13 protein-coding genes are annotated in these 15,434 nt (G+C 47.2%); 5 read left to right on the forward strand and 8 right to left on the reverse strand.

Features of this window, described 5'->3' with window-relative positions; genetic code table 11:
* The first annotated feature begins 2 nt into the window (after window positions 1-2).
* A complete protein-coding gene (gene rpsT, locus P771_RS0106145; protein WP_028574451.1) occupies window positions 3-266 on the forward strand; it encodes a 30S ribosomal protein S20 in 264 nt (87 codons plus the stop codon).
* A gap of 365 nt (window positions 267-631) precedes the next feature.
* Here rpsT and P771_RS16700 read toward each other — a convergent pair whose 3' ends face one another.
* Together P771_RS16700 and yedF are read right to left on the reverse strand one after the other, a co-directional pair.
* Entirely contained in the window at window positions 632-1,492 is an 861-nt protein-coding gene (locus tag P771_RS16700; protein WP_051617157.1) for a menaquinone biosynthesis protein, read from the reverse strand.
* A gap of 13 nt (window positions 1,493-1,505) precedes the next feature.
* Window positions 1,506-2,117, reverse strand: a complete 612-nt coding sequence (gene yedF / locus P771_RS0106165) for a sulfurtransferase-like selenium metabolism protein YedF (protein ID WP_028574452.1) — start codon at window positions 2,115-2,117, stop codon at window positions 1,506-1,508.
* Window positions 2,118-2,358: 241 nt separating this feature from the next.
* On the opposite strand from yedF, the gene P771_RS16705 reads away from it, so the two are divergent.
* Window positions 2,359-2,985, forward strand: coding sequence for a lysophospholipid acyltransferase family protein (locus P771_RS16705; protein ID WP_051617193.1), 627 nt, complete (start codon window positions 2,359-2,361; stop codon window positions 2,983-2,985).
* A gap of 57 nt (window positions 2,986-3,042) precedes the next feature.
* On the opposite strand, the gene P771_RS0106175 is transcribed toward P771_RS16705, so the two are convergent.
* The 5 genes from P771_RS0106175 to folK form a co-directional block, all read right to left on the reverse strand.
* The gene (locus P771_RS0106175; protein WP_028574453.1) at window positions 3,043-3,288 is read right to left on the reverse strand and encodes a hypothetical protein; all 246 of its coding nucleotides are present in this window, start codon (window positions 3,286-3,288) and stop codon (window positions 3,043-3,045) included.
* A 67-nt stretch (window positions 3,289-3,355) separates the two neighbouring features.
* Complete coding sequence (locus P771_RS0106180) at window positions 3,356-5,365, reverse strand: tetratricopeptide repeat protein (protein ID WP_028574454.1); 2,010 nt, start codon at window positions 5,363-5,365, stop codon at window positions 3,356-3,358.
* Between the two features lie 465 nt (window positions 5,366-5,830).
* Window positions 5,831-6,472 carry a fructose-6-phosphate aldolase gene (fsa, locus tag P771_RS0106190; RefSeq protein WP_028574456.1) on the reverse strand — a complete coding sequence of 214 codons (642 nt, stop codon included), beginning with the start codon at window positions 6,470-6,472 and terminating at the stop codon, window positions 5,831-5,833.
* A 170-nt stretch (window positions 6,473-6,642) separates the two neighbouring features.
* Window positions 6,643-6,933: a transcriptional regulator gene (locus tag P771_RS0106195; protein WP_028574457.1), complete on the reverse strand. Its 291-nt coding sequence runs from the start codon at window positions 6,931-6,933 to the stop codon at window positions 6,643-6,645.
* Window positions 6,934-6,970: 37 nt separating this feature from the next.
* The gene (gene folK, locus P771_RS0106200; protein WP_028574458.1) at window positions 6,971-7,480 is read right to left on the reverse strand and encodes a 2-amino-4-hydroxy-6-hydroxymethyldihydropteridine diphosphokinase; all 510 of its coding nucleotides are present in this window, start codon (window positions 7,478-7,480) and stop codon (window positions 6,971-6,973) included.
* A 139-nt stretch (window positions 7,481-7,619) separates the two neighbouring features.
* Between folK and xerD the strand changes: the two genes are divergently transcribed.
* Both xerD and P771_RS0106210 read left to right on the forward strand, forming a co-directional pair.
* On the forward strand, window positions 7,620-8,534 hold the full coding sequence (gene xerD, locus P771_RS0106205) for a site-specific tyrosine recombinase XerD (protein WP_035243989.1): 915 nt from the start codon (window positions 7,620-7,622) through the stop codon (window positions 8,532-8,534).
* Window positions 8,531-11,185 (forward strand): CBS domain-containing protein, encoded by a 2,655-nt coding sequence (locus P771_RS0106210; RefSeq protein WP_028574460.1) that lies wholly within the window; start codon window positions 8,531-8,533, stop codon window positions 11,183-11,185. Before xerD ends, P771_RS0106210 begins: the two co-directional genes overlap by 4 nt.
* An 88-nt stretch (window positions 11,186-11,273) precedes the next feature.
* Here the strand turns inward: P771_RS0106210 and gdhA are convergent, their stop codons facing one another.
* Window positions 11,274-12,623, reverse strand: coding sequence for an NADP-specific glutamate dehydrogenase (gdhA, locus tag P771_RS0106215; RefSeq protein WP_051617158.1), 1,350 nt, complete (start codon window positions 12,621-12,623; stop codon window positions 11,274-11,276).
* A gap of 160 nt (window positions 12,624-12,783) precedes the next feature.
* On the opposite strand from gdhA, the gene P771_RS0106220 reads away from it, so the two are divergent.
* Entirely contained in the window at window positions 12,784-15,417 is a 2,634-nt protein-coding gene (locus tag P771_RS0106220) for a PEP/pyruvate-binding domain-containing protein (protein WP_028574462.1), read from the forward strand.
* Window positions 15,418-15,434: the final 17 nt, after the last annotated feature.

The following is a 15,434-nucleotide window of genomic DNA, read 5'->3' on the forward strand; positions in this document are numbered from 1 at the left end:
CCTTGGCCAATCATAAATCCGCCTTAAAGAGACACAGGCAGAGCCTTAAGGCTAGAGCACGCAACAAAGCGGTAAAGACCAGCGTTAAGAACGCCACCAAGGCAGTTCGTTCAGCAATCGAACAAAAGGATGCGGAAAATGCTTCCAAGGCCCTGCAGGCAGCATCATCTCTTATTGACAAGGCAGCCCGGAAAAAAGTCCTTCACTGGAAGGCTGCTGCCAGAAAGATTTCCCGATTGAGCAGGGCAGTCAACCAGATCAACTAAATCTTCAAGAGTCTTTTCCGGATTTGAGTTTTTTTGACCGGACAATAGATGATCCTTTTCCAAAGCCCGGATACCTGGAGTAACATCCAGGAACCGGGCTTTTTTCATTCAAGCTGTTATTACTTCAGATCAGCCTGTTTTGTCTGCTGGCCAGCCTGTCCAGCTGATTGATCAGAAATTCAGCATCCCGGTTCTCCTGGGTTGCCACAGCATGATTTCAGCCGTTTAAGCTTGAGCAGGTTGTTTTTCAGATACATTCTTGCTTTTTTTGAAAAGGGCATAGGCTGACCTAGATTGGACAGGAAACTTTTCAAGTCCGGTCTTTTATCCTGGCACATGGGCACCTCCTTGAAGCAGTTTTGCTGTTAAATAAAGTCCAAAACCGGCATGCCAGGAATCATTTCAAGCCTGGTCAGATAGTTACCGTACACTGTCAATCCAGCCAGATGCTCCGGGTCAAGAGCGAATTCTATTTTTTCCCAATATGCTTCAATTTCTCTGGACTGAAAACCAGGTGCAGGGCAGGTGGCGGCAAGCTCGGACATTTTCCCGGGCAGGCTTTCCCTGGCCATATGCAGCAATCCGCAAAGGTCAATGATTTCCTTTTTCAGTTTTTTCCAGGCCCGGCTATGGACGATCCAAAGGGCGAATACAAAAGGAAGGCCTGTAAATTTTTGCCACTCACCAGCAAGGTCAATTATTCTGAGATCAGGGTCTTGATTCAGGTAGATATTCAGAGCCTGGTCGCCGATCTCCAGAAACGGCTCTATTGAACCCCGTCCTTGCCCTGGAGCAACTGGAATCCAGCGGGGTTGCGGAAGTTTCCAGTAAAAAGTCCATAATACCTTAAGGAGGGCAGTTGAAGCAGCTGAAGCTGTAGTAATGCGTACAGCTCCTCCGCCAGCCACATAACTTTCAAGGTGGTCAAAAGAAAAGGGCAGACAGAACAGAACACTCTGGACCTCGTTGCGGGCGCTTATGCCCAGTCCCGGAAGGAGACGGTATTGTTCTGACCGGATCAGATATTCAAAGGACGAGGAGGGGGAGATATGAATCAGACCTCGGGCCAGACCTGAGTTGAGAAAAGAAGGATGTCCGGAAATAAAGTCCACCCGGGATGAAATCGGATTATGATTCAGCATCTCAAAAAGGGGCCAGATGTTAAGGTAGCTGATTCGACCCACCAGGAGCTTTTCCCTGGTTGTGGAAAGATTCTGATTCCTCATCTTGCTGGGATTGCTAAAGGGTGATGATTTTGTCAGCCACGTTCATTGCACTGACAATATCCAGCATATTGGTTGTCAGTCCAGCCTTTCTACTTTGAGTCAATCCGAAAAACTCAAGACATGTTCCGCAGACCAGGATCTGGACATGGCTCTTTTCCAGCTTCAACAGGCTTTCCAGGGCCTGGCTCCCTTCAACAGCCAGCTTGACACCTGAGTTGACCATGACCACTTTCCACAGGCATTCTCCCATCTCTGGAAGAGTGGCCAGAAAATTAAGCATTAGCTTTGAACCAAGCTCATCATTTCCCTGGCCCAGCTTGTCCTGGGAGATTAACACCACAACTCTGGACGAGCCTGATTCTCCAATGCTTTCAGATGGTTTTGAGGCAGATTCAGTCTGTTGGGATCTGGCAGCGGAAATGATCCAGACAGAATCTTTTTTTTCAGGTTTTTCCAGGGAATATCCCTGATGGGAGAGAAACCTTGAGACATTCTCCAGGGCTGGATCGTTGTCCACGATTATCCTGATCTTTTCAGGCCGATCTTTTTCAATGACTTCCTTAGCCTTGAGTACGGGCTGGGGGCATGGCAGGTTTTGACAATCAAGGGTTTTTTCTGAATTCATATGGATCTCCTTTGATGAATATTGGTCCAGGGGCAGGATAACAAATCATCTTTTATAATAGCCAACCAATAGATTTCTGAAAACAAAGGGTCAAATAGGTTTTTTCAATACCAGGTTTTAAGGTGCCAACATGTAGTACAATGTCTTAATCCGGTCAGTGAGTCCGGATACAGCAGGAAGAAGTACCTGACAACGATTAATTTTCTTGCTCGCTGTCTTTTTACAATTTAACATAATTTTTATGAATGACTTCACAAAGTCGGCAGTGCATTCTGTCCTGACCCAGATAACCAGAATCTGGTCTTCAACCCTAAATTATTCCAGAGAGGGCTACGATCTCACTCTTGAGCTGCAAAGAAAGAACATCCCCATAATATTCGCAATTTACCACGGGGAAGTCTTTCCTTTGTGCTGTCTGCATCAGAATGAAGGAATCATGGTTGTAGTCAGCAGAAGCAGAGACGGTGAACTGATAGCCGGCATTCTGGAACGTCTGGGCTATAATCTGGCCAGGGGCTCAAGTTCAAGAGAGGGGCTCAGGGCACTGCTCAGGACCGCCAGGCAAATAAGGGAAAAAAAGTCAGACGTGGTATTTACAGTGGACGGACCAAGGGGACCAAGGCATAAGTCCAAGCCGGGAATAATCTACCTGGCCTCCAGAAGCAGGGCCTATGTTGTGCCGGCCAGGGTTGCCATGAGTACCAGGCATGTCTTCGAGAAATCCTGGGATAGATTTCATTTACCCTGGATCTGGTCGTCCTGCAGAGTTGTATACGGGCGTCCCTTTCAGGTCCCCATGCGGCTCAATCAGCAGGAAATCAACAAATGGTCCCTGGAACTAGATGAAAGACTTAAACTTCTGCTTTAGGTTTTTAAAGGGTCAGCCTGGTCTTGGAGCCAGGCCAGAAGAAATAGCAGAAGGTTTTTATTCCTGACAGGTGGACTTGTTCAACTGCCTGATTATTATTGAATTGTCTGCTTCCATTGACCGCGCTTCCAACTCATGGGAGTGTCCGAAACACTTCAGCTTGCCTTTGTCCAGACAAACCAGACCGGCTGAAAGGACCCGGGTGTAGGGGATCTGTTCTCGCATCTCCTGAAAGGACACCCTTTCCGGGAAGATGATGGGAGTGGGTTCACCGGAAAAATCTTCAAAGATAATGTATTTCATGGCTGATTCCCAAAAGTTGAATGTTGGATAGCAGTGAAAACCTGCCAGGATTTACTGTCAGGCAGGCCTAAAAAAGGTATGCCCCACCGCCTGTAGAAGCACCCATTCTGGATTCAATGGCATCGATTCTTTGTCTGGCTGCCTCCTTCTGGGCATTGCGGTCAGCATTTCTAAGCACGGTCTGAAAAAGATTTTTGGCCGGGTCAAGCATCCCTCTTTGTTCGTAAATTAGACCTGCCCGGTACATGGCTGTAACCGCCCAGATGTTTTCCCCGGGGAATCCCCAGGCAAGCCTTAAATAATAATCCAAAGCCTTTTCAAGGTCACCCCGGTACTGGGCTCCTTCTCCCAGCCAGAATAGTATTTCAGCCTGAATTGATTCAGAAATGTTGCTTCTGTCTCTCCATAAGTCCTGGAGCATTGCCTGGGCAGTGTCCCATTGGTTTTTTTCCTGGGCCAGCAAGGCAAGCTTCAGCCTGGTTTCAGGATTAAGTCTGGCAGGGTCGATCTTCAGGATTTCCTGATAGGTGCTGAGAGATTCCTCTTCCCGGCCCATGTCCATGAGGATTCCGGCCTTGGCTTCCAGGAGTTCCAGCTGCCTTGGACCCTGGGCGAACTCCTGGGATATATTCTGCAGATAGCGCCAGGCCAGGGTTTTATTTCCATCCTTGTAGGCATGTCTGGCCAGGTTCAAATAAGAACTCTGGCCGATTTCGGAATAAGGAAACAGAAAGGCAAGATTGATTGCTGATTCCCGGTCCTGTTTGGCAGTGAAGTTTTTTTGATAAAAAAGATAGTTAACAGCATAATCAAGGGGAAAAACTGTGTATAGTGAGCTTAAGTTTTTGATTTCTTCTTTCCAGAATCCAGCCATGTGCTCAGGGTCAGGGTTGAATCCGGCTGCGTTGAGAAGCTCCTTGAGCACCGGATAAGTCGAGGAGGGCAGACTGGAAAGGCTGCCAGGGTCTTTGCTCAGGATGGATACCGCCAAGATGATGGTGAAAGGCAGGCCTGATGGGTCAGTTCCGGATTTATACCAGGATTCAAGAGCCTGGACATGGTTTTTTTCCTGAAGTTCGAAGATGAACTCCAGGGCATGAAGACGGGAGCGGACGTCACCAGAAAGCAGGGCGGATGAAAGTTCCTGCCTGATGACTTCCAGGGACCTGCCAGGAGGAAAAGTCTTGACCTGCGTAAGAAAGGGTTCCCATGATCCTGCTTCAGGAGATTTTAATCTGAAATCTTCCAGAACGAAATTAATGAGTTGTTGGGCATATACTTGGGAAAAACCAGAACTCTTTATGGAAGAATCATTACTTTTCCAGGCAGCAAGATCAGATGATCTAAGAAAAGTGCCCAGTTCCCTGAAAAAGGATTTCTTGCTGGAATTGGATACCTGTTCCAGGGCCTGGTCTGCCATTGACCAGTGGCCTATGCTCCACAAGGACAGGGCTTTGGCGATCTGGATCTGATCAGATGAAGGACCGGTTTTTTCTGCAGGGGTTGCTGCCAGGGGGCTGGATATTTTTGACCAGAACCCCTGGTCAGGCCAGGCAGCAGATGCCAGGCGAAAGGATAGATCCATGATCAGGATCCGTCCCTCATGGACCATATCAGGTCGTAATGTCTGAAAATACCATCTTTTCCAGACATTGTTCCATAGTTTTTCAAGGTCCGGCTCCTGGCTCATGAGCTGAACTGTTTCCTGGAATCCCAGTAATCCTGCTGCCTCCACAACCGACAGAATCGATCTTTCAAATTCTCCAAGCTGCCTCAGGGCCCTGTGCCTGATCCAGTGGGACTTGCCCTGGACTTGAGGCGAGTCCATGGTTTCCAGCGAGTTTAGAACTGTAAGGGCTTCCTGAGCATTGCCCAGAGAAACCAGGGCATTGGCATAATCCAGTCGGGCCTGAGGGCTGGGGTCCTGCTCCCTGAGGTTCATGGCGTAGATATCCATGGCCCCGTAACGCTTGAGCCATTCATGGTAGGAGTCCCGATTGCCGGGATCAAGGGCCAAGGCCTGACTGGGAAAGAAAAGCAAGAGTGAAAAAAATAATATGATAAAGTGATAATTCATAAGATATTTAACCGTGAAAGTGCTTAGCCGATCGGATGAACGGCTGTTGATTAAAATGGCCCGGCTGCAAAGCACCAAGGCTGAACCAATTCTAAAATGTTTTTCCCATGAAGGTCAATAAACTGATTTCATCTCGGTGCTGGCAGATGATTGGTCTTGAAAAGATTTTTTCATGTTTGTTCAACTGCTTCCAGTTTTTTCCAGCCAGGTTCAGGGCAGGCTTAGATATCATTCTGAATTCATTGGCATTAACTTTCATTTCAACATTATTAAAGTTTACATAATTTACATTATGGGACAATAGTAAAAAGAAAGGATTGAGCATTTAAAATAAAAAAGCCGGCATCTTTATTTTAAAAAGATGCCGGCTTTTAGACTTAACTTAGGCCAGAAAAATGGCTGAAACTGATCAGGCCAAATCCACTTCCCTGGATGGTCAGAGACGTTCCGGGATCAAGCCTATCTCTATTTTACTGTTTTCCAGTCAGCCAGAAAGGCTTCCAGACCTGTGTCAGTCAGCGGATGTCTGGACAGCTTTTCAATTACCTTGAATGGTATTGTTGCGATGTCAGCGCCCATCATGGCTGATTCCAGGACATGACCAGGATGCCTTACACTGGCTACAATGATTTCCGTGTCCAGAGCATAGTTGTCGTAAATGTCAATGATTCCTGCCACCACATCCATCCCGTTCTGGCCAATGTCATCCAGCCTGCCCACAAACGGACTGACGTATGCAGCCCCTGCCTTGGCAGCAAGCAAGGCCTGGAGCGGGGAAAAAACCAGGGTGACATTAGTCTCTATCTGCATGTTGGCAAGAGTTTTGACAGCTTCCAGGCCTGGCATGGTCATGGGAATCTTGATTACAACATTTGGCCCGAATTTGACCAGTTCAACCGCCTCATTGACCATATCCTCTGCAGTCGTTCCAATTACTTCCAGGCTTACCGGTCCCTGGACAAGCTGGCAAATATCCGAGGCCACATCTCTCCAGTTTCGGCCTTCCCTGGCCATAAGGCTGGGATTGGTAGTGACACCGTCCACCATGCCGAAGTCCATGCCCTTTTTGATTTCATCAATGTTGGCAGTATCAATGAAAAATTTCATTCTTCAACCTCCTGGGTCGGGGTTAGTTGTTAATTCCATGATCTGAATTCAGATTGAGGCAGTTGAGGCTGTACCCTGTTCATGGCAGCTGGATTCAGATTTGATCAGCCTGAATATCTATCTGGTTCTGTTAACAAAACAGCCGGTCAGCTATACTTTTTGTGGCAGGGTTATTCTTTTTCCTTTTGATTCTGGTCCAGAACCTCATGGGCTCCGATCCTCTTCAGGTACTTGTCTCTGCAGTCATAGCTGCAAAAACAGAGGACATTTCCATCCTTTTTAACCCGGATGTCGCTGCCCTTGTCCACGTAAGTCCCACAGACTGGGTCTTTGACCATGACTCCATTGGCAGCCATTTTTTCCTTTTCTTTGGTTACTTTTTCCTTTTTCTTTTTCTGATCATTAATCAGAAGTTTATACAGGATAAATCCAACAACGATCAGGATGACAAATTTAAGCATGGCAATTCCTTAAAGTTTTAGTTTAACCTTTCAGGGTCTATTGATAGATGATATTATTGTCTATCCTGAATGGGATGCTCTCCAGGGCCTGCTGCAAAGACTGTCCATCAGGAAAGGTGAATTCCGGATAAATATCCATCAGGGGCACAAGGACAAAGGCTCTTTTTTTCATGGCAGGATGAGGAACAACCAGTTCAGGACTGCAAATGGTTCTTGAATTGTAAGACAGGATGTCCAGGTCTATAACCCTTGGACCTTTGGGGACATTTCTGCTCCGTCCCATCTTGAGTTCTATCTGCTGGAGTGCTTGTAAAAGACTCCATGGGTTCCATTCTGGACCGGTGACGAGCATGGCAACCTGATTCAGGAACCAGGGCTGGTCGGGTTTATCCTGGGGCTGGGTCAAATAAATCCGGGACAGTTTCAAGATGCTAAGCCCATTTAGACTGTCAAGGGCTGCAATTGCATTTTCCAGGTTCTTACTGCATAATCCTAGATTAGTGCCAAGGCTGATAATAACCCTTTTTTTGGACACGGAAAAACCCATGTAACTCCTCTTTCCAAGGGAGGGAGCAGCTGGGTACGCCCTCAGATATGGAATGCCGGTGTTTATTACAATATGTTATATTTTTATAACTATCCTAGCAAGCCTGAATCACCCTTCCAAGCCGTAAGGTCGGTGTAAGTTGTCCCTGGAACGTCCCCAACCCACAGCAGAGGTTGAAAGCTTTCTGGAGCACTCTCTGGTGGTCAAAGGCCTTTCTCAGGCCACCATCCGTTCCTATTCCCAGGATCTGGATTCTTTTTTCCTGTTCATCAAGGAAAAATCAATACCTGTCACCCGGGTTTCCGAACAGGACATCTTTATCTATCTTGTTTTTCTGCGGGGAAAGGGGCTGCAGAGTCGGAGTCTGGCCAGACACATGGCAACTCTGCGCGGGTTTTTCTTGTTCCTCCAAGATCAGGGAATTGTCCAGGACAACCCTGCTGGTCTGCTTGAAAATCCCAAACTGCCCAAGTTGCTGCCCAAGGTCTTGTCTGTTGAAGAGGTGGAAACAATTCTATCCCAGCCAGAAACAGGACAAAAGCTTGGAGCCAGGGACAAGGCCATGCTTGAGCTCCTGTATGCAGCCGGGTTGAGGGTTTCTGAGGTGGCTGACTTGAAGGTCCTCAGTTATGACCAGCAAAGCGGGCTGATCAGGGTCTGGGGAAAGGGAGCTAAGGAGAGGATAGTTCCCCTGCACTACTCCTGCATGAAGTGGCTTGATTTTTACCTGCAAAACTGGCGGAACACATTTTCGCCAAAAGAGGATAACATCTTCCTGAACCGTTCAGGCAGAAGGCTTTCCAGGCAGGGAGTCTGGAAGATGATCAAAAAGTACGCCCTACAGGCTGGAATCAAAAAACAGGTCTCCCCTCATACCTTAAGGCATTCCTTTGCCACCCATCTTCTGGAAGGCGGGGCTGACCTGAGAACCGTGCAGATCCTGCTGGGGCACTCGGATATTACTGCTACTGAAATCTATACTCATGTCCAGAAAGATCGACTCCAGGCCACCCACGATAGATATCACCCCAGAACCCGAACTCAAAGACCATGAAGAAATCACTGATCAAGGCTTCAACCGTAATTACCTGTCATGTCAATGCTGATTTTGATGCCCTGTCCTCAATGATCGCAGCCAGCAAGCTTTACCCCGATTCAGTGCTCATTTTTCCGGGAAGCCAGGAAAAAAATCTGAAGAATTTTTTTATCCAGAGCGCCACTTATCTTTATAATTTTAAATCATTTCGGGACATTGACCCTGAAAGCGTCACCAGGCTGATCATAGTTGACACCAGGCAGAAATCAAGGGTCACGCACATTGCTCCTTTACTGGAAAAGGATTTGACCATCCATATTTATGATCACCATCCTGATTCAGATGAAGATATTTCCGGAGAGGTTGAGGTGGTCAAGCCATGGGGCTCCACCACTTCCATCATCTCTGAAATTCTGGCCAGAAATGATATTGCCCTTACCGAGGACGAAGCCACAGTTCTGGGGTTAGGCATATATGAAGATACAGGCTGCTTTACATTCAAGTCCACCACCAGCCACGATTTTGAAGCTGCTTCCTGGCTTCTGGCCAGGGGTATGGATCTGAATATGGTGTCAGATCTCATCAACAGGGATTTGTCTGCTGAGCAGGTTTCCATCCTTAATTCTTTACTGGAATCAGCCACCACCCATAAGATCAACGGCATCGACATTGTTGTGGCCGAAGTATCTTTAGAACATTATGTTGGTGATTTTGCCCTGTTGGCCCACAAGCTTCTAGATATGGAAAACATCAGAGTTCTCTTTGCCATCGGCCGCATGCATGACCGGGTCCATATCGTTGCCAGGAGCAGGACCACGGACGTGGATGTGGGTCGAATATGTTCTTCCATGGGAGGCGGGGGCCATTCTTTTGCAGCATCGGCCACTGTCAAGCACAAGACCCTGATTCAGGTCAAGGATGAGCTTTTTGGTCTGTTGTATTCCCAAATCAATCCACAGATCCTGGTTGCTCACCTCATGTCTGCCCCGGCTGTCAGTATTGAAGAAAATGAGATCATATCTCAGGCAGCCGAAGTAATGACCAGATTTGGGTTAAAGGCTGTTCCAGTCATGGATGAAGGCAGAAAAAAGTGCGTGGGAATCATTGAGCACCAGGTTGCTGATAAGGCTGTGTCCCATGGGCTGGGCAAGATTCCTTTGAAGGAGTATATGCTTACCGACTTTTCTGTGCTGAGCACCAAAGATGATATTTACAGAGTCATGGAAATAATCATTGGTCAAAGACAACGGCTCATCCCTATTGTCAAGGATGATGCAGTGATTGGAGTAGTGACCAGGACTGACCTGATAAATAATATTATCAAAGAGCCGGCCAGGATACCTGAAGCTCTTCTTCCGGAAAGAAAAAGAGAGAGGAACGTCAAAAAAATACTCAAGGACAGGCTTCCTGAACATATATATGTTCTAATGGAGAAATGCGGAAATTTATCCCGGGAGATGGGATTTCAACTGTACATTGTTGGAGGTTTTGTCCGGGATATCCTTCTTGGTCGGGACAATCTGGATGTTGACCTGGTGGTGGAGGGAGATGGAATAGCCTTTGCCAGAAAGCTGGCTAAGGAGCTTGGCGGCCGGGTCAGGGCTCATCATAAGTTTCAGACCGCAGTAGTTATTCTGGATCAGGGACAGAAAATCGACGTGGCCACTGCCAGGCTCGAATATTATGAACATCCGGCTGCACTGCCTACGGTTGAACTGTCGTCAATAAAGATGGACCTGTACCGGAGAGATTTCAGCATCAATGCCCTGGCCGTGCATCTCAATCCTGACAGTTTTGGCAAACTGGTGGATTTTTTTGGAGGTCAGAGGGATATCAAGGACAAGGTTATCAGGGTCCTCCATTCTTTGAGTTTTGTTGAAGATCCCACCAGGATCATCAGGGCCATCAGGTTTGAGCAGAGGTTTGCCTTCAGGATAGGCAGCCAGACTGAAAAACTGATCAAGAATGCGGTGGAACTGAATATCTTTCACAAGTTATCCGGGAGCAGGATCTTTCACGAACTGAAAATGATCTTTGAAGAAAACAATCCTCTGGGGTGCATGACCCGGATGGATAATTTCGGACTGCTGCGCAACATCCATCCCCTGCTTAAATTGACTCCAGGCATTAACGGGCTTTTGCTGGAAACCGAAAAGGTAATCAACTGGTTCCAGTTGCTTTATACAGAAGAAAAAATAAAAAAATGGCTTTTATACCTGCTGGGTTTATTAAATAATATTAATGACGCCCAGGCCAAGATCATTTTTAACAGGTTCAGCTTTTCCAAAAAACAGGAACTCAATTTTTTCACCATCAGGGGACAGGTCCGGGAAGCAGTGTCCAGGCTTCATGACTGGCAAAGAAAAAATAAAAAAATGAGCGAGTTATATTTCATCCTAAGCCCCCTGCCCCTGGAAGCCCTTCTGTTTCTTATGGCCAGAAATCAAAAAGATGATCTGCGCAAGAAGATATCCTACTTCATAACCAGACTGCGGAATATTGAACCTTTATTGTCAGGTAAAGATTTGAAAAAAATGGGGATCACTCCTGGACCATTATATGGAAAAATACTTCAGGATTTGATTGCGGCAAGAATCGACGGGCTTTCGTGTGACCGTAAAGCCCAAATGGAGTGGGTCAGGGAAAAATATGGTCACAGCCGGGATTGACAGGCTGGGCTGAGGCCGCAGCTGCACGAGGTTGCTGTCATCCCTTTGGAGCGGACAGATCCAGAAGGGATGACAGCACAGGATTCGGCTAAATTACTCCGTGATCAAGCATGGCATCGGCAACCCGGACAAAACCGGCAATGTTGGCCCCAGCCACAAGGTTGTCCTTCATTCCGTATTCTTCTGCCGCCTCAATACACTGCTTGTGGATGGCGGTCATGATTTCTCTGAGTTTTTGATCCACCTCTTCCCTGGTCCACTTCAGACGCATGGAATTCTGGGACATTTCCAGACCTGAGACTGCTACTCCTCCGGCATTGGCTGCTTTGCCAGGTCCGAAAAGACAGCCGGATGAAAGGGCCAGCTGGACAGCTCCGGGTTCAGTGGGCATGTTAGCTCCCTCGGAAATCAGATTACATCCGTTGTTGAACATGACCTCAGCGTCAGCAGGACTGATTTCATTCTGAGTGGCTGAAGGAAAAGCACAGTCACACTTGATGGCCCAGGGCTTTTTCCCTTCATAGTATTCCACTCCTTTGAATTTTTCTGCGTATTCCTTGATTCTCCCATAGCGGATGCTTTTGAGTTCCTTAATGAATCTTAGTTTTTCCTGGTCAATTCCCTGGGGATCATAAATGGTGCCTCCTGAGTCGGAAAGGGATACTACTTTACCACCGAGTTCAAGGATCTTTTCCACCGTGAACTGGGCAACATTGCCGGATCCGCTTACCACGCAGGTCTTTCCTTCCATACTGTCGTTTTTGCTTTTAAGCATTTCCTGGGCAAAATATACAGAACCGTAGCCTGTGGCTTCCGGCCTGATGAGAGAACCTCCCCAATTCAGACTTTTCCCGGTCAGGACACCGGTGAATTCGTTTCTAAGCCTTTTGTACTGCCCGAACATATAACCGACTTCCCTGGCCCCCACGCCGATGTCTCCAGCTGGAACATCGGTGTCAGCTCCGATATGTCTCTGCAGTTCTGTCATAAACGACTGGCAGAAACGCATGATTTCTGAGTCGGATTTGAATTTTGGATCAAAGTCTGACCCGCCCTTACCACCACCCATGGGAAGCGTGGTCAGGGAATTCTTGAATATCTGTTCAAAACCCAAAAATTTGATTATGCCCTGGTTTACGCTGGGATGAAACCTGATACCACCCTTATAGGGCCCCAGAGTACTGTTGAACTGGACTCTGAATCCCCTGTTGACCTGGACATTTCCCTTGTCGTCCTGCCAGGGTACTCTGAAGGTGATCATCCTTTCAGGTTCAACTATTCTCCCCAGGATATTGGCCTCCTGATAGTCGGACCTGGCTTCAATTACCGGTTCAAGCGATTCAAGGACCTCTTTAACAGCCTGGTGGAACTCAATTTCACCGGGATTCCGTTTGACTACCTGTTCAAATACGCTTTGGATGTGCTCTTTTGCCGTCATTAACCTTCCTCTCTAAGTCTGTTTTTAGTGGACTGTTCCACAATGCTTTGCTAGATGGTTAGGGGTAGTAAAAAACTAATTAATCATGTATGTTGCACAAATATTTAATTTAGAGAAAAAACTTACAACAATCAACTTATTTTAACGATACGCAAGGCATATGCAAGATTACAATTTCAGCACAGGCCTGTCCGGTTTGGATGACATACTCAAAGGACTTAGAACCGGAGATAATGTTGTCTGGCAGACTGATTCAATTGAAGACTCCCTACCCTTTGTAATGCCCTTCAGCGATTACTGTCTTTTTCAGGGGATACCGCTGATATATATAAGATTTGCCAGGCATAAGCCTTTGTTGAGAGAAGACAAGGCAACAGCCATCTATCGGCTGAACCCTCAACAGGGTTTTGAAGATTTCATTTTCAGGATCCACTCGGTCATTCATAAGCATGGCAAGGGCTGCTGCTATGTCTTTGACTGTCTAAGCAACTTATCTTCGGACTGGTATTCGGATCGGATGCTTGGCAACTTTTTCATGCTGACCTGTCCCTATCTGGCCGGGATGGACACCATTGCCTACTTCACCCTGCTTCGCAACAGGCATTCATTCCACGCCACCAGTCCCATCCTTAATGTGACCCAGTTGTTTCTTGATGTCTTCAGACATGATGAGGGACTTTATCTCCACCCACTGAAGGTGGACAACAGGTATTCCCCGACCATGAACACTCTTCACCAATGGCAGGGAGAGAGATTCATTCCTGTGCGCAGCAGCGAAAAGATCAGCCGGGTCCTTGCTTCCAAACCCTGGTCCAGACTAGACTCTGCCCTTCAGACCCTTGGCTACTGGAGCATGACTTTTGCCCAGGCCGAACAGATTCTAAATGATTACGAACAGGGACTCGGACATGAAAGCGAGGTGACTGAGTGGCGGAGAAAGTTACTAAAAATGATTTTTTCCAGGGATCAACGTATACTTGAACTGGCTGACAAGTACATTTCCCTGAAAGATATCCTTTTTTTCCGTCGCAGAATGATCGGCACAGGGCTTATGGGGGGGAAAAGCAGCGGCTTTCTCCTGGCCAGGGCTATGCTCAAAAAAAATGATCCAGAAAAATGGAATGACAAGCTTGAACCTCACGACTCCTTTTACATTGGCTCTGATGTCTTTTACACCTTTCTTGTTCAAAACGGGGTATGGTGGATAAGACAGCAACAGCGTGACCCGGACTTGTTTCTCAAGGATCTGGAACGGGCAAGGACCCAGATTCTGGGGGGGTCTTTTCCCCACTATATTGTCAAGCAATTTGTTGATCTGCTGGATTATTTTGGTCAGTGGCCTTTTATTGTCAGATCCAGCTCCCTGATGGAGGACAATTTCGGCAATATTTTTGCCGGAAAATATGAAAGTGTTTTCTGCTCAAACCAGGGAACCAGGGGCCAGCGTTTAGCTGCCTTTATTGAAGCTGTCAGGCAGGTATATGCCTCTTCCATCAGTGAAAAAGCTCTTGTCTATCGCAAGCAAAGGGGACTGCTGGACAGAGATGAGCAGATGGCTCTGCTGGTCCAGCGGGTCAGTGGAGAGAATCATGGGAAATATTTTTTCCCCCAGGCAGCCGGGGTGGGTTTCTCATTTAATCCCTATGTCTGGGACGAAAAGGTTGATCCTGAATCTGGAATGCTCAGGCTGGTATTCGGTCTTGGGACCAGGGCAGTCAACCGTTCCGATGACGACTATACCAGGGTTATTGCTCTTAATGAACCATCCATGCAGCCTTTGGTCAGTCTTGACGGACACCGGCACACCCAGCAGAAGGTGGATGTCCTTGATCTGGAACAGAATGAGTTTTCTTCTGTTGCTTTTCAGGACCTGGCCAGAGCATGTCCTGACATCCCCTTAGATCTTTTTGCCCAAAAGGACCGGGAGTTACAGCAACGGGCCAGGAACATGAACCTTTCGGATTTTTTTCCATGGGTACTGAGTTTCAAAAAGCTTCTCATGCAGACTGATTTTGCCCAGGATATGCAGGACATGCTCAATACCCTTGAAAAAGCTTACGGTGCAACGGTGGATATAGAGTACACGGTCAACTCCTTTCCTGGCTATCGCGGAATGCATGATTACTTGATTAATCTTGTTCAGTGCAGACCGCTGGAGATCAAAGGAAGTAAAGGCCAGGAAAGAACAGCCCGAGAAATTCCTGAAGATCGGATCATTGTAAAAAGCACAGGACCGGTCATTGGGCAGAGCAGAACAGACAAGATTGACCGAATTATCTATGTCTGTCCGGAAAAGTATGGCTACCTGTCCCAGGAAAATCGTCATGCAGTGGCCCGTCTGGTTGGAAGGATCGCCCATGAACCATCCTGCAGGTCATGTTTCAATATCATGCTCATGGGTCCTGGACGCTGGGGAACAAGCATAGCCTCTCTGGGAGTGCCTGTCAGCTTTACTGAGATCAGCACTGTATCTGTGCTGTGTGAAATAGTGGCCATGCGCGGAGACTTTGTGCCTGATGTTTCCCTTGGAACTCATTTTTTCAGTGATCTGATTGAATTTGACATTTTGTATCTGGCCCTTTACCCGGATCGGCAGGGAAATATCATAAACCGGGGCTTTCTGGAAAAATCCATTAACAGACTTGAGACCATATTTCCGGAAGAGAAGAAATGGACGGAAACAGTTTTTGTCATTGACCAGGATGAACTTGGTCCTGGCAGGACCCTGCATCTTTATGCTGATGTAAAAAAACAGTCAGTGTTGTGTTTCTCGGAGCTTGAGTCTGGTTTATGAGAAGAAACATTTTGAAT

It is taken from the genome of Desulfonatronovibrio hydrogenovorans DSM 9292 (assembly GCF_000686525.1).
Taxonomy (GTDB): Bacteria; Desulfobacterota; Desulfovibrionia; order Desulfovibrionales; family Desulfonatronovibrionaceae; genus Desulfonatronovibrio; species Desulfonatronovibrio hydrogenovorans.

Coding starts and splice junctions, on each gene's coding strand:
- P771_RS0106180 (WP_028574454.1), bottom strand. CDS start 5,365: ATGAATTATCACTTTATCATATTATTTTTTTCACTCTTGCTTTTCTTT.
- P771_RS0106175 (WP_028574453.1), bottom strand. CDS start 3,288: ATGAAATACATTATCTTTGAAGATTTTTCCGGTGAACCCACTCCCATC.
- yedF (WP_028574452.1), bottom strand. CDS start 2,117: ATGAATTCAGAAAAAACCCTTGATTGTCAAAACCTGCCATGCCCCCAG.
- fsa (WP_028574456.1), bottom strand. CDS start 6,472: ATGAAATTTTTCATTGATACTGCCAACATTGATGAAATCAAAAAGGGC.
- P771_RS0106220 (WP_028574462.1), top strand. CDS start 12,784: ATGCAAGATTACAATTTCAGCACAGGCCTGTCCGGTTTGGATGACATA.
- P771_RS16705 (WP_051617193.1), top strand. CDS start 2,359: ATGAATGACTTCACAAAGTCGGCAGTGCATTCTGTCCTGACCCAGATA.
- folK (WP_028574458.1), bottom strand. CDS start 7,480: ATGGGTTTTTCCGTGTCCAAAAAAAGGGTTATTATCAGCCTTGGCACT.
- P771_RS0106210 (WP_028574460.1), top strand. CDS start 8,531: ATGAAGAAATCACTGATCAAGGCTTCAACCGTAATTACCTGTCATGTC.
- P771_RS16700 (WP_051617157.1), bottom strand. CDS start 1,492: ATGAGGAATCAGAATCTTTCCACAACCAGGGAAAAGCTCCTGGTGGGT.
- gdhA (WP_051617158.1), bottom strand. CDS start 12,623: ATGACGGCAAAAGAGCACATCCAAAGCGTATTTGAACAGGTAGTCAAA.
- P771_RS0106195 (WP_028574457.1), bottom strand. CDS start 6,933: ATGCTTAAATTTGTCATCCTGATCGTTGTTGGATTTATCCTGTATAAA.